We start from the raw sequence: 17,797 nt of genomic DNA, 5'->3' as shown, positions 1-17,797 counted from the left end.
CCGTAGCCCGGATGGGTCCCCCTGACTGACCCATCTGGCGCATGGCCAGGCGACGCCCGGGAGCCGACACTCCCTCGTAGAGGTGGACGGAGGCGAGATGCGCGAGAGGTTGCTGGGTTACATCCCTCGTGGAGACACGCTCACCGACGAGGCCTGGACGGCGCGCCACCGCGCCATCCGAGCCGTGCTCTGGCTCCATGTCCCGGGCATCGCGGTGTTCGCCCTGCTCGCTGGGTTCGGCCCTCTGCACAGCTTCGCCGAGGCCCTTCCGGTCCTGGTCCTGGCGGTGCTGTCGGGTTCCCTCTCCAAGACCCGCGGAGTGGCCGCCTCTCTGGCCACCACCGGCCTGATCACCTGCTCGGCGCTGGCCGTCCACATCTCGGGAGGGCTGATCGAGGCTCACTTCCACTTCTTCGTCATGGTGGGCATCGTCACGCTCTACCAGCAGTGGACCCCCTTCCTCGTGGCGATCGCGTACGTGGTCCTGCACCACGGGATCATGGGCGCGTTGCACCCGGAGGCCGTCTTCAACCATCCGGCAGCGATCGTTCGGCCCTGGACGTGGGCCGCGGTGCACGGGGGGTTCGTCCTCGCCGCCAGCCTCGTCGGCCTGATCGCCTGGAAGCTCAACGAGGACGCCCAGGCCGCCGCCCGGGAGTCGTACCGGCAGCTCTACGAGGGGGAGCGCGCGATCGCCCAGCGGCTGCGGGAGGCCGACCAGGCGAAGGAGGATCTGGTCAGCGTCGTCTCCCACGAGTTCCGCACACCCCTCACCGCGATCGTCGGATACGGGGACATGTTGCTGCGCCACGACGAGCGCCTCGACGCGACCACCCGGCGCGACGTCACGAAGAGGCTGTTGCGCCAGTCGAGACGCCTCCAGCACCTCATCGAGAACCTCCTGCACGCGTCTCGCATCAGCGAGGTCCCCACCGACGGCTGCACCGCCGTCGCCCAGGTGGTGCACCAGGTCGTGAGCGAGGACCTGGGGGTCGCCTCCGGGAGCGGCAGCCGCATCGTCTCGGTCATGGACGACGGGCTTCACGCCGGGGTGGACCCGGAGGTGCTGCGGATCGTGGTCGGCAACCTGGTCGGCAACGCCCGCAAGTTCTCGGCGGCCGGGACCGAGATCGTCGTGCGCGCGTTCTCGGAGGGTCCGCAGGTGGCCCTCTCGGTGACGAACGAGACGCACGACCTGGACCAGCGCGACCTCGAGCGCATCTTCGAGCCGTTCGTCCAGCTCGACCCATCGCCGACCCGGGAGGCCTCGGGCGTGGGCTTGGGCCTGCACATCGTGCGTCGCCTCGTACACGCCGCGGGAGGCAGCATCGACGTCCGGCTGGAGGGCCGGTCCGTCACCTTCGTCGTCCGGCTGCCGTCCACCGATCCCGAACCCGAGCTCGAGATCACGCAGCGAGCGGTCGCCCAGTGGTGACGGAGGACGCCACCGCGGACGGTGGAGCTGGCGCGGGGATTTGAACCCCGGACCCCCTCCTTACCATGGAGGTGCTCTGCCACTGAGCTACGCCAGCGTGTCGTGTCCGGGGGACCCGGACACGCGGACATGATACCGGTCCTCCCGCTGGATCCCGCGCGTCGATCGCCGATGCCCTGACCCAGGTGGGCGGGGCAGGGAACCGACCGGTTCGGAAGGCCTCCGCACGGGTAAAGCTCCCGTCCCAGCACAGGTAGGTAGGAGGCCTCATGGTTGATCAGGATCTGGCAGGCACCGCGACGGCGACCGCGTCGTCCGGTGAGGACCAAGGGACGCTGAAGCAGGTCGCCTCGGAGGCGGCCGGACAGGCACAGCAGGCGGTGGGCTCTGCGAAGGGACGGGTGTCCAGCGAGCTGGACACCCGCACCACACAGGTGGGACAGCAGGTCTCGTCGACCGCGGAGGACCTCCGCTCGATGAGCGAGCTGCTCCGCAACCAGGACCGCGCCCCGGTCGCGGGGCTCGTGGAACAGGCGGCGACCCGCATCGAGGGACTCGGCCGCTACCTCCAGGACGCCGACACCGACCGGATGCTCGGCGACCTCGAGGACATGGCGCGCCGCCAGCCGTGGCTGGTCGCGGCGGGATGCTTCGCGCTCGGGCTGGCCGCGGCGCGCGTGGTGAAGGCGTCCGGCGTCCGTCGGTACACCCAGCGCACGCAGATGGGGGTCCGGTCGCAGTCGTCGGTCGGCACGCCCTCGGTCCCGGTCGGGACGCCGCCCGTCCCGGCTCCCTCGCCGACCCCCGCGGTGCACACGGGTCCGACGACCTCGCCGGCCCCGCCGGTCACCCCGGGGCAGGTGGGGCTGTGAGCAAGCGCCCGCCCCGCCGGAGCTCCCCTCCACCGGCGGTCGCCGACGCGAGGCTGACCCAACAGGAGGACGACCTCACCGATCGCGGGCTCCCGGAGCTGTTGAGGATGCTCGCCGAACAGACATCGACGCTGGTCAAGCAGGAGCTCGACCTGGCCCGCGCGGAGCTGACCCAGAAGGGCAAGCGAGCGGGAGCCGGGTTCGGGTTCCTCGGCGCGGCCGGAGGACTCGGCTTCTTCGCCTTCGCCTGCCTCACCGCGGCGATCGTCCTCTTGATCTCGCTGGTGCTCCCGGCGTGGCTGTCGGCGTTGATCGTCGCGGCCGTCTACGGGGGAGCCGCGGCCGCCCTCGGCATGAGAGGCAAGGACAAGGTCCAGGACGCCGCACCGCCCGTTCCCGAACAGGCACAGGAGAGCGTCAAACAGGACGTGGAGAGCGTGAAGGAGGACATCCGGTGGGCAAGGAACCAGAACAGATAAGGGAAGAGATCGAGCAGACCCGCGAGGAGATCGGCGAGACCATCGAGGCGATCGGGTACAAGGCCGACGTCCCGAGCCGTGCGCGTGACGCGGTGTCGCGGAAGAAGGAGGACATCGTGGACTCGGTACGTTCGGCGAAGGACTCCGTCGTGGGAGCGGTCACGGGCGCCGGCAGCACGGTAGCCGACGGCGTCTCGGACATGGGCTCGTCGGTGGCCGGAGGCGTCTCGTCGGTCGCGGGCGGGGTCTCCTCGGGCGCGCACCGCGTGGGTGACGCAGTACCGAACCCCCAGCAGGTGCGCCAGACCGCCCGGCGCGGCATCACGATCGCCGAGCAGAACCCGATCGGCCTGGCCATCGGGGCCGCGGCGGCCGGGTTCATAGCCGGGATGTTCATGAAGCCGACCCGCCTCGAGGAGGAGTACGTGGCTCCCATGGCGGTTGAGGCGCGGCAGGCGATCGCGGACACGGCCCAGCAGGCCGTGGAGCACGGACGTCAGGTGGCCAGCCAGGTCGTCTCCGAGGTGGCCACCACCGCGCAGGAGACGCTGCAGAACGCCGGGTCGGAGGAGGCGAGCCAGCTCGCCGAGGAGGCGAGGGCGCGGATGAGCCAGGTCGCCGAGACGGCGCAGGGCAACGCTTCCGAGACCCCAACCACGCCGACGCGATGACGATGTGAGGTGGGGGCCGGGAGACCGGCCCCCACCGGGCACCGCGCGTCCCCCTCGATCTCGCTCCGGCTAGGCTCCCGGGGTGCCCAGGTACACGATCGCGGTCCACCCGTCCCACAACCGGGTCTACGCGTCCGCCGCCCCCGCGCTGACGGCCGCTGAGCTGTCCGTGCTGGCTCCCGAGGCCAGCGACGTGGAGGTGTCCGTCATCGCCGGCGTGGATCACGTGACGTTCACCTCCGACCGCCTCCCTCCCGGGCTCGGGCGGCTGTCCGGGCTGTTCGCCGCCTATGAGCTGGTCGGGGAGCTCCTGGCCCCCGTCGAGGTGCCGAGGGCGTCAACCCACGACGACGACCTCGTCACCATCCAGCGCTACGCCGGCAAGACGAACGAGAGCTTCACGAAGCTCCTGCTCAACGTCACGGCGGCGGCCGCGCACCGGGAGCCGCGAGACCTGCTCGACCCCCTGGCGGGCCGGGGGACCACCCTCAACGTGGGGCTGCTCCACGGCCTGGACGTGGCCGGGATCGAGCTGAACCGTCGCGACGTGGAGATGCACGCGGCGTTCCTGCTGCAGTGGCTGAGGGACAAGCGCTACAAGCACTCCTCCCGGAGGTCCAGCGTCAACCGCAAGGGCAAGCCGAAGGCGCTGAGGGTCGATATCGAGCTCGCCCCGGACAAGGCCGCTCCGAACCAGCGGGCGGTCCTGGTGGCCGACGACACGAGGTACGCGATGGACCACTTCGGGGCGGGCTCGTTCGACCTCGTCGTCGCGGACCTCCCGTACGGCGTGCAGCACGGCTCCCGCACCGAGGCGCTGGCCCGGTCCCCGGCGGACCTGCTGGGGGAGGCCCTCCCGGTCTGGACCAAGCTGATGCGACGAGGAGGCGCGGTGGGGATCGCGTTCAACGCCCTAGTTCTGGACCCTTCCCATGCCCACGCGCTCGTCGCCGCGGCCGGCCTCCAGCCCTTCGCCCTGCCTGCGTTCCAGCACCGCGTGGACGCCTCGATCGTGCGCGACCTGGTGGTCGCGACGAGACCCTGACTACCTCGCTCGTTCCCTTGAGAATCCACGCTGACCTGCGGAAACGCCTTGAAGCGACCACTTGCGGGGCGTCTGCGACCGAAGTATCCTGACAGGCGCGCCGCGGAAGGCGCGCATAGACGTTCCGAACGGGTGGGCATCGGCCCACTTCTTTTTTGGGGGAGTGGAGTGAGGACGATGTCGGATAGACAGACGAAGCGCCCGCGCCCCGCGCGTCGGAGGCGCCCGGCCGAGGTGCTGTCCGCCGTGCGTCCGGTCGTGGATCAGCTGGCCGCCGAGAGAGACCTCGTCGTCTGGGACGTCACCTTCCGCATGGAGGCGGGCCGCGACACCCTGGCCGTCGCGCTGGACCGCCTCGGAGGCGTCGGGTCCGACGAGATCGCGGGGTTCGCGGAGTCACTTTCCCGCGCGCTCGACGCGGAGGACGCCGTCCCGGGCGAGGCCCGGTACGTCCTCGAGGTCTCCTCTCCGGGTGCGGAGAGGAAGCTCAGCTCCCCCGAGCAGTTCGGCGTCTGCGTGGGAAGGCCGGTGCGGATCACGTTCCGCGACGAGCGTCCCCCCCTCGAAGCGACGATCGTGGCGGCCGACGAGGCCGGCGTCTCCGTCGACGGGGGCGAGGGAACCGAGCGCGTGGCCTTCGAGGAGATCTCGCAAGCCCGCCTGAGTGTCCGAGGGGTGTGAGATGGCGAAGAAGAAGCAGCGTGACCAGACCAACCTCGAGCTGATCGACGCGTTGGCGACCCTCGAGCGCGAGCGGGGCATCCCCGCGGAGAGCATCTGGACCGCCCTCGAGGACGCGCTGGGAGCCGCGTACCCCAAGACCCCGGGCGTCACGGCGACGCACGCTCGCATCGAGATGGACCGCAACACCGCCGAGATCAAGGTCTTCGAGCAGGTGGTGGACGAGGAGACCGAGGAGGTTCTCTCGGAGACCTTCGTCGAGACGCCGTCCGCCCTGGGACGCATCGCCGCGCAGACGGCGAAGCAGGTGATCGTGCAGCGGCTGCGCGAGGCCGAGCGGGAGATGACCTTCGAGGAGTACGAGGGCCGCGAGGGCGACATCGTGAACGGCGTGGTGGAGCAGCACGACCCACGTTTCGCCATCCTCAGCCTCGGCAAGGCGGAGGCCCTGATGCCCGCGGCCGAGCAGGTACCGCGGGAGCGCTACGAGGTGGGCGATCGCGTGAGGGCTTACATCGTCGAGGTCCGCCGCAGCGCGAAGGGTCCGACCATCGTGGTGTCGCGAACCCACCCCGGGCTCGTGCGCAAGCTGTTCGAGATGGAGGTCCCCGAGATCCAGGACGGGCTCGTGGAGATCAAGGCCATCGCCCGGGAGGCCGGCCACCGCACGAAGCTGGCCGTGGCTTCCAACGACATCAACATCGACGCGAAGGGCGCCTGCGTCGGTCCGAAGGGCTCCCGGGTCCGGGCGGTCGTGAACGAGCTGCGGGGCGAGAAGATCGACGTCGTCCTGTGGAGCGACGACCCGAGTGATCTCATCGTCGAGGCGCTGTCACCCGCCCGGGTGCGCGAGGTGGTCATCGACGAGGACACCAAGACGGCCACGGTGGTCGTGCCGGACAGCCAGCTCTCCCTCGCCATCGGCAAGGAGGGACAGAACGCACGGCTGGCCGCGAGGCTCACCGGCTGGAGGATCGACATCAAGTCGGAGAGCCAGTACTCCGTGGGCGACCCGCCGACCCCCAAGGGCGTCTTCGAGCCCGGCACGGCGGAGGGGTCCCGGCGCCGCGGGATACGCGTCGAGACCGCGTCCGATCTGGAGGCTCAGGCCCAGCAGGAGGCGGCGCCCAGCGATGAGCCAGCGCCGACCGCCCCGGAGTGAGCCCGTGCGGTCCTGCGCCGTGTGTCGGCGCCGGGCCGCGAAGGATAGTCTTGTAAGGTTGGTCCGGGGTCCGGACGGAGAGGTCCGTTGGGATCCGGGAGGCAAGGCCCCCGGCCGCGGGGCGTACGTCTGTCCGAGCGGCCGGTGCCTGGAGCAGGTGGCCCAGAAGGGCCGGCTGGCCCGGGCGCTGAGGACGCCGCTGGGCGCTCGCGACACGGAGCGCCTCGCGCGGACCGCGCCACAGGCCCCGAGCGTGGGGAAAGGATCGGATTGAGCAAGCGTCGGGTGTACGAGATCGCCAAGGAGCTCGGGGTTCCGTCGAAGGAGCTCGTCGAGCGGTTGCAGGCCGCCGGGGTCGACGTGAAGTCGCACGCCTCGACCGTCGACGATTCGGTGCTGGCGCGCCTTCAGGGAGCCGGCACGGACGGAGCGGCCACGGCGACGGCCGTGAAGGAGGCCCCCGCCGCGGTCCGCGCCCAGCCCACCCCGGAGCCCGAGCCGGCCCCGGAACCGGAGCCCGAGCCAGCCCCGGAACCCGAGCCCGAGCCGGAGCCGGAGCCCGAACCCGTCCCGGCGGTCTCGGCGGTCGCCGTACACGTCCACCACGGGGTGACGGTCCAGGAGTTCGCCGACCGGCTGGGCAAGCCCGCCACCCAGGTGATCACCGTCCTGATGCGCCACGGCGCGATGAAGACCGTGACCCAGTCCATGGCCGACGAGGAGGTGCTCGTCGTCGCGGAGGACCTGGGCGTCGAGGTGGAGCTGGTCGACCCGGAGGTCGAGGAGCGGCTCGACTCCCCCTCGCCTGCCGCCGAGGCGGACGGCCAGGAGCTGGCGCCCCGGCCCCCCGTCGTGACCGTGATGGGTCACGTCGACCACGGGAAGACGACGGTCCTCGACCGGATCCGCGAGGCAAACGTGGTGGAGGCCGAGCACGGCGGGATCACCCAGCACATCGGCGCCTACCAGGTCGTGAAGGACGGCCAGGCGATCACCTTCCTCGACACACCCGGCCACGAAGCGTTCACGGCGATGCGCGCTCGGGGAGCCCAGGTCACGGATCTGGCCATCCTGGTGGTCGCGGCCGACGACGGCGTGATGCCGCAGACCCTCGAGGCCATCGACCACGCCCGGGCGGCCCACGTGCCGATCATCGTGGCCGTCAACAAGATCGACAAGCCCGACTCCGACCCCAACCGGGTTCGGGCGGAGCTCTCGGAGCGCGGGCTCCAGCCTCAGGAGTGGGGCGGCGACGTCCTGTTCGTGGACGTGTCGGCCGTCACCGGGGAGAACCTGGACGACCTGCTGACCGGTGTCGTCCTCGTCTCAGAGGACCTCGACCTGAAGGCCGTCCCGTCCGGACCGGCCCGCGGCGTCGTCCTCGAGGCCCACCTCGACAAGGGGCGCGGAGCGGTGGCCACGGTCCTCGTCCAGCACGGGATCCTGCGGGTCGGCGACACGATCGTCGCCGGCGCGGCGTGGGCGAAGGTCCGGGCGATGCTCGACGAGTGGGGGGGAGCCATCGACGAGGCGGACCCCTCCCGTCCCGTGCTCGTCCTCGGATGGAGCTCGGTGCCCGAGGCGGGCGACGAGGTCCGTACGGTCGCCGACGAGCGGACGGCCCGCCAGACGGCCCAGGCGCGTGACGCCGCCCGACGCCAGGCCGAGCTCGTGGCCCGGAAGCCCAAGGCCAGCCTGGAGCAGCTGCTCGCGCAGGTGGATGAGCTGAACCTGATCCTGAAGGCCGACCAGCAGGGGACGCTCGAGGCGGTCAGCGACCAGCTGCACAAGATCGACGTGGGCGAGGTGCGGGTGAACATAGTCCGCAAGGCGGTGGGAGCCATCACCGAGAGCGACGTCACGCTCGCGACCGCGTCCAACGCCATCGTCGTGGGGTTCAACGTGCGACCGGACGGCAAGACGCGCCAGGCCGCCGAGACGGCCGGCGTCGAGATCCGGACGTACCGGGTCATCTACGAGCTGCTCGACGAGATCGAGCAGGCCCTCAAGGGGATGCTGGCCCCCGAGTTCCGCGAGAACGTGCTCGGGTCGGCCGAGGTTCGGGAGACGTTCAAGATCCCGCGCGGGATGGTGGCCGGGTGCTACGTCACCCACGGGGAGGTCGTCCGCAACTCGCAAGCCCGCCTCCTGCGCGACGGCGTGGTGATCCACGAGGGCCGGATCGGCTCCCTGCGCCGGTTCAAAGAGGACGTGCGCACGGTGGCGACCGGTTTCGAGTGCGGCATCCAGCTCGAGGGTTACACCGACGTGAAGATCGGCGACGTGATCGAGGCGTTCGAGGTTCGCGAGATCGCGCGCACCTGACGCCGTCATGTTCGTCGGCGTCGCCCGCATCGAGCTGCACATCCCCGCGTCGGGCTCCCTGAAGGGCAAGCGGACGGTGGTCAAGGGGCTCATCGGCGGCCTCACCGCGAAGTTCAACGTCGCCGCGGCCGAGGTCGACCATCTTCAGCTGTGGCAGCGGACGGCACTGGGGATATCCTGCGTCTCCGGCCAGATCGACCACGTCCGCAAGATGCTCCAGGAGGTCGAGCGGTTCGTAGCCCGGGAGAGCCGGGTAGAGATCCTGTCCACCGACGTCGAGATCTTCCAACCGGAGGACTGACCGATGACCAGGCGCACCCAGCGCGTCTCGGAGGCTCTGCGGGAGGTCCTCAGCGAGCTGATCCAGCGGCACCTGAAGGACCCGCGGGTCGGCTTCGTCACGATCACCGCCGTCCGTGTCACACCCGACCTCGGCAAGGCGGACGTCTACTACACGGTGCTGGACCCCGAGCAGCGCGAGCAGACGCAGGAAGGGCTCGAGAGCGCCCAGTCCTATCTGCGCACCGAGGCGGGCAGACAGGTGCGCCTCAAGACGCTGCCCAAGCTCTACTTCCACCTCGACGACACGCCCGACCGTGGCGCGCGGATCGACGAGCTCCTCCGCGAGATCCACGCGGGGGACGAGTCGCCGTCCGCTGAGCACGAGGAGCAGGGTTGACCCAGCCCCTACCGCCCCAGCCCGAGGTGGCCGGATCCCTCGACCGCGCGGCCGAGGTCATCTCGTCCGCGGACCGGGTCAACATCGCATGCCACGTGCACCCCGACGGCGACGCGCTCGGCTCCGCGCTGGCGCTGGCGCTCGCCCTCCGGGGCCGCGCCGAGGTCGCGGTGGGCTGGGGCAGCGAGGACGTCGCCGTCCCCAGCCTGTACTCCTACCTGTCCGGGCTCGACCAGATCGTGCCTCCCTCGTCCTTCCCGGAGTCGCGGCTCTGCGTCGCCCTCGACTGCGGGAGCCCGGAGCGCCTGGGACTCCTCCAGGCCCCCTTCACCTCGGCTCCCGAACTGATCAACATCGACCACCACGTCTCCAACACGTGCTTCGGCACGATCGACGTCGTCGACGCCGAGGCCTCCTCGACGTCGGAGCTCGTCTGTCACCTGCTGCTTCGACTGGGGGCCGATATCACCCCCGAGGTGGCCACGTGCCTGTACACGGGCCTCGTGACCGACACCGGCCGGTTCGCGTACGCGAGCGTGGGGCCACGCACCCACGCGATGGCCGGGTTCCTCATCGACCGCGGGGTGAGGGTCGACGAGGTCAGCCAGGCCGTCTTCGAGTCGCAGCCCTTCGGCTACCTCAAGGTGCTCGGCCACGTGCTGGAGCGGGCGCGCATGCTGGCCGACCCCCCGGCGGTCGTCTCTTGGGTGACGCAGGCCGACGTCGAGGCCGAGGGGATCTCCTTCGACGAGACCGACGAGCTGATCGACGTGCTGCGGTCCATCCGGGAGGCCGACGTGGCGGCGGTCCTGAAGGAGCTGGAAGACGGACGGTGGAAGGCGTCCCTGCGGTCGAAGGGGGGCACGGACGTGTCCGCGGTCGCGGTCGCCTTCGGCGGCGGAGGACATCGCCTGGCAGCCGGGTTCACCTCCGACCTCGACCTCGAGGGGACGATCGCCGCGGTCCACGAGGCGCTCCGGTCGCCACCCGCGTGATCGGATTCGTCCTCGTAGACAAGCCACCCGGCCCCACGTCGCACGACGTGGTGGACGCCGCCCGGCGCCGTCTCGGAACCCGCAAGGTCGGACACGCCGGCACCCTCGACCCCCCCGCGTCCGGACTCGTGGTCTTGGCGGTGGGCCCGGCCACCCGCCTCCTGCGGTTCGTGCAGGACCAGGCGAAGACCTACACGGCGACCGGCGTGCTGGGCGTGCGGACGAGCACCCTCGACGCGGCCGGCGAGGTCCTGTCCAGGCAGGACCCGGCGGTGACGGAGGAGCAGCTCGCCGAGGCCGCGTCCCGCCTGCGGGGGACGATCCAGCAGGTCCCCCCGGCGGTCTCGGCGATCAAGGTGGGAGGGGAGCGGGCCTACCGGCGCGCGGCCCGAGGTGAGGAGGTGGAACTCGAGGCGCGGACGGTCACCGTCTACGAGCTGACCGTGACCTCGTTCGACCTCCCTCGCTTCGGTGTGGAGGTGACGTGCTCGGCGGGCACATACATCCGGTCCCTCGTGGCCGATATCGGGGAGTCGCTGGGCTGCGGCGCCCACGTGGAGGCGCTGCGCCGCACCTCGATCGGCTCCCTGTCCGTCGACGACGCCGTTCCTCCGGACGGGATCGGCCCGGCGGACGTGCTGGCGGTCGACACCGCCCTGCGCGACCTCCGGATGCTCGACCTCGCCGCGGACCCGGCCCGGCGGGCACGGTCCGGACAGCGGCTCCCCACCGACGCCCCCCCGGGGCTGGTCCTGGTCCGGGGGCCGGACGGGGTGGTCGGCGTGTTCGAGTCCGAGGACGGTATCCTGCGCCCCGTCACGGTCCTGCCCCCGGCGAGCGGAGATTGAGCCCCGTGGAGGTCCTCACAGGTTTCGACGCCCGTCCGACGGGCCCGTCCGTGGCGACCATCGGCGCCTTCGCGGTCGTCCACATCGGGCACCAGGCCCTGATCGAGCGCGCTACGCAGGCGGCTGAGAGCGCCGGCGCGGTGCCCACCGTCGTCACATTCGACCGGCACCCGCTCGAGGTGGTACGTCCCGAGGCGGCCCCGTGCCGCCTGTGGAGCACGGCTCAGCGGCTGGCCAGGTTCGAGGAGCTGGGTATCGGCCGCGTCCTGCTCGTCCCGTTCAGCCGGGAGGTCTCCGAGCTCACCCCGAGGGAGTTCGTGAGCCGGGTCCTGGTGGAGTCACTCGCCTGCGCGCACGTCGTGGTGGGCCAGGACTTCCGCTTCGGTCATGACCGGGCGGGGGACCCGCAGGTCCTGTCCGAACTGGGAGCCGAGCTGGGGTTCACGGTCGAGGTGGCCCCTCTCGTCGGAGGCGACCAGAAGGTCTCGACGTCGGAGGTCCGCCGGCTCGTCCTGGAGGGTGACGTGTCAGGCGCCGCGGCGCTGCTGGGAGCCAGCCACCGCATCGCCGGGACCGTCGTGCGCGGCGACGGACGCGGCCGGGAGATCGGTTTCCCGACCGCCAACCTCGAGCCCCCCGAGCGGACGTGCCTCCCCGCGGCGGGCATCTACGCGGGCTGGTGGGTGGAGGCCGGCCGACGGCTGCCCGGGGCCGTGTACGTGGGGGACAAGCCGACCCTGGAGGGGACGTCCACCGGCGTCGAGATACACGTGTTCGACCTCGACGAGGACCTGTACGGACGGGAGGCGGAGATCGAGTTCACCACCCGGCTGAGGGGTGACCGCGCCTTTCCCTCGATCGACGAACTGGTCGAGCAGATGCGGCTCGACGTGGCCGAGGCCCGCCGGGTGCTCGCCTCGGCCCCCTGAACAGCCCGGATGCTGTGGCATAATCGGGGGGTCCGTACCGAGCCCCCCCGAACGAGGAGTAGTTGCACGTGTCCGTAGGCCTCACGAAGGAAGAGAAGGGCGAGCTGGTCTCGCGCTTCCGCACCCACGAGAACGACACCGGCTCGCCGGAGGTCCAGATCGCGATCCTGGACAAGCGCATAAAGCAGCTCACCGCGCACGTCCAGGTCCACAAGAAGGACCACCACACGCGACTCGGGCTCCTGAAGCTGGTCCAGCAGCGCAAGCGCCTGCTGAACTACCTCAAGCGCGAGGACTTCGATCGCTACAAAGCGATCCGCGACGAGCTGAAGATCAGGCACAGCTGACGCGACGCCGGGCCCTCGGCCCGGCGTCGTCGTCCGTCCGAGGGTCGCGGCGGAGGGTCCGCGACGACGTAGAGGGTGAGGAGGCGCGCGGCGACAGTTGTCAGTCGAGAACCATGGGTAGACCCCATGGCTCCCCACTGAGAACTGCCCCGCGGCGCTTCCTCCCCCGAACACAGGAGGAGCACCGCATATGTACGACGTGAAGCGCACGCAGGGGTCGTTCGGAGACGCCACGATCTCCCTCGAGACGGGGAAGCTGGCGAAGGCGGCCAACGGAGCGGTCGTGATCACCTGCGGTGAGAGCCAGGTGCTCGTCACCGCGGTCGCCTCGCCCACGCTGCGGGAGGGGATCGACTTCTTCCCCCTCACGGTGGACGTCGAGGAGCGCATCTACTCGGTCGGCCGGATACCCGGGAGCGTCCTGCGGCGCGAGGGGCGGCCGAGCGAGAAGGGGATCCTCACGGCCCGGCTGACCGACCGTCCGCTCCGCCCGGCGTTCCCCGACTGGTTCCGCCACGACGTCCAGATCATCGCCACCGTCCTGCAGATGGACGGTGAGAACCAGTGGGACATCCACTGCATCACCGCCGCGTCCGCCGCCCTGCTGCTCGGTGGCGTGCCGTTCGCCGGGCCGATCTCGGGGGTCCGGGTCGCGCATATCGACGGGCAGTGGAAGCCGTTCCCCACCTTCGAGGAGATGGACCAGGCCACCATCGAGCTGATCGTGGCCGGCCGGGTGGGCGACGACGGCTCATCGGTAGACATCCTCATGATCGAGGCGGGCGGGTTCGAGCACACCTTCGACCTGATCGAGGACGGCGCCCCGGCTCCCGACGAGGGGGTCCTGGCCGAGGGGATCGAGGTCGCCAAGGACTACATCGCCCAGGTCTGCAGGCTGCAGACGGAGCTCGCCGCGCAGTGCGAGATCCCCGAGCGGGAGTGGATCGTCACCTCCGAGTACGGAGACGACGTGATGGACCGCGTGAGCTCGCTCGCGGGAGACAAGCTGCGGGAGGCGCTCTCGATCGCCGGCAAGGCCGACCGCAACCGCCGGCTCGACGAGATCAAGGCCGAGCTGGTCGAGGCCACGTCATCGGAGTTCGAGGAGCGGGGGCGGGAGGTCTCGGCCGCTTTCCGCGCCCTGCAGAAGAAGATCATCCGACGCCGCATCGTCGATGACGGCGTCCGCATCGACGGCCGTGGGCCCAGGGACATCCGCCACCTCTACGCCGAGGTGGGGCTGCTCTCCCGGGCGCACGGTACGGGTCTATTCCAGCGGGGCGAGACGCAGGCCCTCTCGGTGACCACCCTCGGCATGCCGCGCATGGAGCAGTTCATCGGGGTGGACGAGCTCCAGGAGAAGACGAAGAGGTTCATGCACCACTACAACTTCCCGCCCTTCTCGACGGGAGAGGCCTACCCGCTGCGCGGGCCGAGCCGCCGAGCCATCGGACACGGCGCGCTCGCCGAGAAGGCGGTCCTCCCGGTCGTTCCTCCGCCGGACGAGTTCCCCTACGCCCTGCGCGTGGTCTCCGAGGTGCTCGAGTCCAACGGGTCGACGTCGATGGCCTCCACCTGCGCGGCGACGCTGTCGCTCATGGACGCCGGCGTCCCGCTACGCGGGATGGTGGGCGGGATCGCGATGGGTCTGATCGCCGAGGACGGGAAGTACGTCACGCTCACCGACATCCTGGGCTCGGAGGACAACTACGGCGACATGGACTTCAAGGTGACCGGCACCGAGACGGTGGTCACCGCCCTCCAGCTCGACACGAAGACGACCGGGATCCCCTCCTCCGTCCTCGCCGACGCGCTCGAGCAGGCCAAGGAGGCGCGGCTGAAGGTGCTGGACGCCATGCGTCAGGCGATCAGCGAGCCGCGCGAGAGCCTCTCGCCGCACGCGCCGTTGATCGAGGTCGTGCAGGTCCCCGTGGACAAGATCGGTGAGATCATCGGTCCGAAGGGCAAGATGATCAACTCGATCACGGAGCGGACCGGTGTCCAGATCGATATCGAGGACGACGGCCGCATCTTCGTGGCCGGCCTGCGCGATCAGGTCCTGAAGGCGAAGGAGATGATCGGGGACATCGCGTTCCCCCGTCAGCTCAGCGTCGGCGAGGAGATCGAGGGGACGGTCGTCAACATCCGGGAGTTCGGGGCGTTCGTCAACGTCGCCCCCGGCAAGGACGGGCTCGTGCACATCTCGAAGCTCGCCCCCCGCGGACAGCGCGTCGAGAAGGTCGAGGACATCGTGAAGGTCGGCGACACCCTCAAGGTGCGCGTGTCCGAGATCCGTCCCGACGGCAAGCTCTCGCTCGTCCCGGTGCGCGAGGGCGAGGAGGACGAGCCCGAGTCGGGGGACGGTTCCGGCGACGGCGAGCGCCGCAACGGGGGCCGGGGCCGGCGGGGCGACCGCGGGCCGCGCGGCGACCGCGGACCACGGAACGACGACTGAACCCCGCCGGGATGGATAGGCAGGCGGTCCCGTTCCGCCGGTCCGAGCCGGTGCCCGGCGTCCGGCTGGTCACCGAGCGCATGCCGCATACGCGCACGGCCGCCATCGGGCTGTGGGTGGACCGCGGAGCGCGCGACGAGCCCTGGGAGATCGCCGGCGCGTCGCACCTGCTCGAGCACCTCCTCTTCAAGGGCACCGAGCGCCGGACCGCCCGCGACATCGCCCACGCCTTCGACGCGGTCGGGGGAGAGGTGAACGCGTTCAGCACGAAGGAGTACACGTGCTACTACGCGCGCGTCCTCGAGACCGACGTCGCGATGGCGACCGACGTGCTGCTCGACATGTTCACGAGCGCGCTCCTGCGTGAGGAGGACCTCGCCTCGGAGAGGAAGGTCGTGCTCGAGGAGATCCACATGACCAGGGACGCCCCCGACGACTGGGTGCACGACCTGTTCGTAGAGACGGCCTGGCCCGACCACCCACTCGGCCGCGAGGTCATCGGGACGACGGAGACGGTCGGGTCGATGGACCGCAACGCCCTCCTCGCGTTCTACCGCGAGGGGTACACACCCGGCCGGGTGATCGTCGCTGCCTCGGGCGATATCGACCACGCCTCGCTCGCCGAGCAGGTGTCGGCGGTCTTCGAGGCCGACGAGCGGTTCCGGCGGCTCCCGTCCGATCCGCCGCAGATCGCGTCCGGCCGGGCCGTGTACGACCAGCGGACGATCGAGCAGGTGAACCTGGTGTGGGGTGCGGCCTCCCCGCCGCGGGACTCCGAGGACCGCTTCGCGCTGTCCCTGCTCAACGTGCTCTACGGCTCCTCGATGTCGTCGCGCCTGTTCCAGGAGATCCGGGAGGACCGCGGACTCGCCTACGCCGTGTTCAGCGGCTACCAGTCTTACGTCGAGAGCGGCCTATTCTCCGTGTACGCCGGCACCTCGGAGGCGACGGCGGACGAGGTGATGCGGATCGTCCGCTCCCAGGCGGCGTCGGTCGCCGCGGGGGAGGTCACCCCCGAGGAGCTGGACAGGGCCCGAGGCCACGTGAAGGGTTCGCTCGTGCTCGGGCTGGACGACCCCGGGGGGCGCATGGCGCGGCTCGGTAAGGGAGAGCTCGTCTGGGGTGACGTGCTCGGTGTGGACGAGGTCCTCGCCCGCATAGACGCCGTCACCGCCGAGGATGTCACCCGGGTCGCGCAGCAGGTGTTCGGCGGAGGGTTCGTCCTCGCCTCGGTCGGACCCGTGGCTCCCGGCTCCCTGGACCGGCACACCGACCCGCTGTAGCCATGACGAAGGTCGGTGTGCTCGGTGCGGCGGGGCGCATGGGACAGGCCGTCTGCGGGGCCGTGTACGCGGACCCCGCCCTCGAGCTCGTCGCGCGCGTCGACCCGGGGGTGGACGGCTTCGCCGACTCCCCGCACGCCCTGGTCGACGCGGAGGCAAGCGTCGCCGTGGACTTCACCCGTCCCGATGCGGTGATGGACAACGTCCGCTTCTGCATCGAGCACGGGATCCACGTGGTCGTCGGGACGACCGGGCTCTCGGACGCCGACCTCACCGAGATCGAGCAGCTCACCTCTTCGTCGGCGGCGAACGTGCTCGTGGCTCCCAACTTCTCGATAGGCGCGATCCTGATGATGCACTTCGCCAACCAGGCGGCCCGGTACCTCGGCTCGTGCGAGATCGTCGAGCTCCACCACAACGACAAGCTCGACGCTCCATCGGGCACCGCCCTGCGTACGGCCCGCGGGGTCGCACGCGTCTGGGAGGAGCACGGGAGACCGCCCGGCGGAGAGGCGGCGGAGGGCGAGGAGGAGACGGTGACCGGCGCCCGCGGAGCCGAAGTGAGCGAGGTGCGTGTGCACTCCCTGAGGCTCCAGGGGCTCGTCGCCCACCAGGAGGTCGTGTTCGGCGGGGTCGGACAGACGCTGACCATCCGCCACGATTCCATCGACCGGTCCTCCTTCATGCCGGGCGTGGTGATGGCGGTGAAGGCCATCGCGGACCTGCGGGGCCTGACCGTGGGCCTCGAGCGGCTGCTCGACCTCGAGGGCTAGCGCGGCGCAACGAGCGGGCGCGTCCCCAGCGCCATGAGTCGCTCGGCGATGAGACGGTGGCCGGTGTCGGACGGGTGCAGGCCGTCGTCAGCGATCAGGCCCTGCGCCACGGGGTCGGACCGTCCACCCGGGCCGTTGAACGCCTCGTGCACGCGCGCCCACCGCAGACCCCGGACCTCGGCCGACGTCCGGATCCTCTCGTTCGCCTCCTCCAGGAAGGGAGCCAGGGTGTCGAACGTCCCGTCGCGGACCTGTTGGGCCGCGTACGGGTTGTAGATGTCCAGGGTCCGCACCATGACGTCGCGTGGGTCGCGCAGGAGGAGGATCTCGTCGAGGATCTCGTCCCAGTTCGTCCGGAAGCCGGCCACGGCCTCGGCGAGGCAGGCCGTGCCGCCGCACCGTGCGGTCCCGAAGATCGCGCGGGCGCGGAGGAGGTCGTTGCCCCCGATGTTGAACGTCACCACGTCGGCCGACCTCAGGGCGTCGCGGAGCTGGTCGTCGCTCCTCAGCGCACCGAGCAGGTCGCGGGTGGTCCACCCGGAGACCCCGAGGTTCAGGAGCCTCACGTCGGTCCCCAGCGACTCCTCGAGCATCCCGGCGAAGGCCGGCACGTAGCCCCGCTCACCGGCGTCGGCGAGCGAGTCGCCGAGCGCGACGTAGGTCCAGGCGGTGGGGCGCGCATCCGGCGTCGGCTCCGGACGCTCCACCCCCACGCACGCGGCGGCGAGGAGCAGGAGCGCGCAGACCACCGGTCGCCTCATGGTCGTCGACCCTACCCGTTCACCGGTAGGGGGCGGTCTCGCTGACGAGGATGGAGA

19 protein-coding genes and 1 tRNA gene are annotated in these 17,797 nt (G+C 70.8%); 18 read left to right on the top strand and 2 right to left on the bottom strand.

Annotated elements, in window-relative coordinates:
• Positions 1 to 97 precede the first annotated feature (97 nt).
• Positions 98 to 1,435 carry a HAMP domain-containing sensor histidine kinase gene (locus VM840_03940; GenBank protein HVL80726.1) on the top strand — a complete coding sequence of 446 codons (1,338 nt, stop codon included), beginning with the start codon at positions 98 to 100 and terminating at the stop codon, positions 1,433 to 1,435.
• A 22-nt stretch (positions 1,436 to 1,457) separates the two neighbouring features.
• On the opposite strand, the gene VM840_03935 is transcribed toward VM840_03940, so the two are convergent.
• Positions 1,458 to 1,532: transfer RNA gene (locus VM840_03935), tRNA-Thr, on the bottom strand.
• A 172-nt stretch (positions 1,533 to 1,704) separates the two neighbouring features.
• Here VM840_03935 and VM840_03930 point away from each other — a divergent pair.
• The 17 genes from VM840_03930 (at position 1,705) to dapB (ending at position 16,979) form a co-directional block, all read left to right on the top strand.
• Positions 1,705 to 2,307 carry a hypothetical protein gene (locus tag VM840_03930; GenBank protein ID HVL80725.1) on the top strand — a complete coding sequence of 201 codons (603 nt, stop codon included), beginning with the start codon at positions 1,705 to 1,707 and terminating at the stop codon, positions 2,305 to 2,307.
• On the top strand, positions 2,304 to 2,786 hold the full coding sequence (locus tag VM840_03925) for a phage holin family protein (protein ID HVL80724.1): 483 nt from the start codon (positions 2,304 to 2,306) through the stop codon (positions 2,784 to 2,786). Before VM840_03930 ends, VM840_03925 begins: the two co-directional genes overlap by 4 nt.
• The gene (locus VM840_03920) at positions 2,762 to 3,457 is read left to right on the top strand and encodes a DUF3618 domain-containing protein (protein HVL80723.1); all 696 of its coding nucleotides are present in this window, start codon (positions 2,762 to 2,764) and stop codon (positions 3,455 to 3,457) included. Before VM840_03925 ends, VM840_03920 begins: the two co-directional genes overlap by 25 nt.
• Before the next feature lie 82 nt (positions 3,458 to 3,539).
• Complete coding sequence (locus tag VM840_03915) at positions 3,540 to 4,502, top strand: hypothetical protein (GenBank protein HVL80722.1); 963 nt, start codon at positions 3,540 to 3,542, stop codon at positions 4,500 to 4,502.
• A gap of 177 nt (positions 4,503 to 4,679) precedes the next feature.
• On the top strand, positions 4,680 to 5,183 hold the full coding sequence (locus VM840_03910; GenBank protein ID HVL80721.1) for a hypothetical protein: 504 nt from the start codon (positions 4,680 to 4,682) through the stop codon (positions 5,181 to 5,183).
• Between the two features lies 1 nt (position 5,184).
• Complete coding sequence (nusA, locus tag VM840_03905; protein ID HVL80720.1) at positions 5,185 to 6,345, top strand: transcription termination factor NusA; 1,161 nt, start codon at positions 5,185 to 5,187, stop codon at positions 6,343 to 6,345.
• Entirely contained in the window at positions 6,317 to 6,619 is a 303-nt protein-coding gene (locus tag VM840_03900) for a YlxR family protein (GenBank protein HVL80719.1), read from the top strand. The genes nusA and VM840_03900 overlap by 29 nt, the downstream gene beginning before the upstream one ends.
• A complete protein-coding gene (gene infB, locus VM840_03895; protein ID HVL80718.1) occupies positions 6,616 to 8,670 on the top strand; it encodes a translation initiation factor IF-2 in 2,055 nt (684 codons plus the stop codon). Before VM840_03900 ends, infB begins: the two co-directional genes overlap by 4 nt.
• A gap of 7 nt (positions 8,671 to 8,677) precedes the next feature.
• The gene (locus VM840_03890; protein ID HVL80717.1) at positions 8,678 to 8,971 is read left to right on the top strand and encodes a DUF503 domain-containing protein; all 294 of its coding nucleotides are present in this window, start codon (positions 8,678 to 8,680) and stop codon (positions 8,969 to 8,971) included.
• A gap of 3 nt (positions 8,972 to 8,974) precedes the next feature.
• Positions 8,975 to 9,349 (top strand): 30S ribosome-binding factor RbfA, encoded by a 375-nt coding sequence (rbfA, locus tag VM840_03885; protein HVL80716.1) that lies wholly within the window; start codon positions 8,975 to 8,977, stop codon positions 9,347 to 9,349.
• Positions 9,346 to 10,344, top strand: coding sequence for a bifunctional oligoribonuclease/PAP phosphatase NrnA (locus VM840_03880; GenBank protein HVL80715.1), 999 nt, complete (start codon positions 9,346 to 9,348; stop codon positions 10,342 to 10,344). Before rbfA ends, VM840_03880 begins: the two co-directional genes overlap by 4 nt.
• On the top strand, positions 10,341 to 11,192 hold the full coding sequence (gene truB / locus VM840_03875; protein HVL80714.1) for a tRNA pseudouridine(55) synthase TruB: 852 nt from the start codon (positions 10,341 to 10,343) through the stop codon (positions 11,190 to 11,192). The genes VM840_03880 and truB overlap by 4 nt, the downstream gene beginning before the upstream one ends.
• Positions 11,193 to 11,197: 5 nt before the next feature.
• Positions 11,198 to 12,121, top strand: coding sequence for a bifunctional riboflavin kinase/FAD synthetase (locus tag VM840_03870; protein ID HVL80713.1), 924 nt, complete (start codon positions 11,198 to 11,200; stop codon positions 12,119 to 12,121).
• A 68-nt stretch (positions 12,122 to 12,189) separates the two neighbouring features.
• A complete protein-coding gene (gene rpsO / locus VM840_03865) occupies positions 12,190 to 12,468 on the top strand; it encodes a 30S ribosomal protein S15 (GenBank protein HVL80712.1) in 279 nt (92 codons plus the stop codon).
• A gap of 190 nt (positions 12,469 to 12,658) precedes the next feature.
• Positions 12,659 to 14,923, top strand: coding sequence for a polyribonucleotide nucleotidyltransferase (locus VM840_03860; GenBank protein ID HVL80711.1), 2,265 nt, complete (start codon positions 12,659 to 12,661; stop codon positions 14,921 to 14,923).
• A gap of 11 nt (positions 14,924 to 14,934) precedes the next feature.
• On the top strand, positions 14,935 to 16,206 hold the full coding sequence (locus tag VM840_03855) for a pitrilysin family protein (GenBank protein ID HVL80710.1): 1,272 nt from the start codon (positions 14,935 to 14,937) through the stop codon (positions 16,204 to 16,206).
• A gap of 2 nt (positions 16,207 to 16,208) precedes the next feature.
• Positions 16,209 to 16,979 (top strand): 4-hydroxy-tetrahydrodipicolinate reductase, encoded by a 771-nt coding sequence (gene dapB, locus VM840_03850; protein HVL80709.1) that lies wholly within the window; start codon positions 16,209 to 16,211, stop codon positions 16,977 to 16,979.
• On the opposite strand, the gene VM840_03845 is transcribed toward dapB, so the two are convergent.
• Complete coding sequence (locus VM840_03845) at positions 16,976 to 17,740, bottom strand: SGNH/GDSL hydrolase family protein (GenBank protein ID HVL80708.1); 765 nt, start codon at positions 17,738 to 17,740, stop codon at positions 16,976 to 16,978. The two genes, dapB and VM840_03845, sit on opposite strands and share 4 nt — an antisense overlap.
• Positions 17,741 to 17,797 lie beyond the last annotated feature (57 nt).

It is taken from the genome of Actinomycetota bacterium, from assembly GCA_035540895.1.
In the GTDB taxonomy this organism is placed as follows: domain Bacteria; phylum Actinomycetota; class JAICYB01; order JAICYB01; family JAICYB01; genus DATLFR01.
This window is presented reverse-complemented; position numbering and strand designations above follow the sequence as displayed.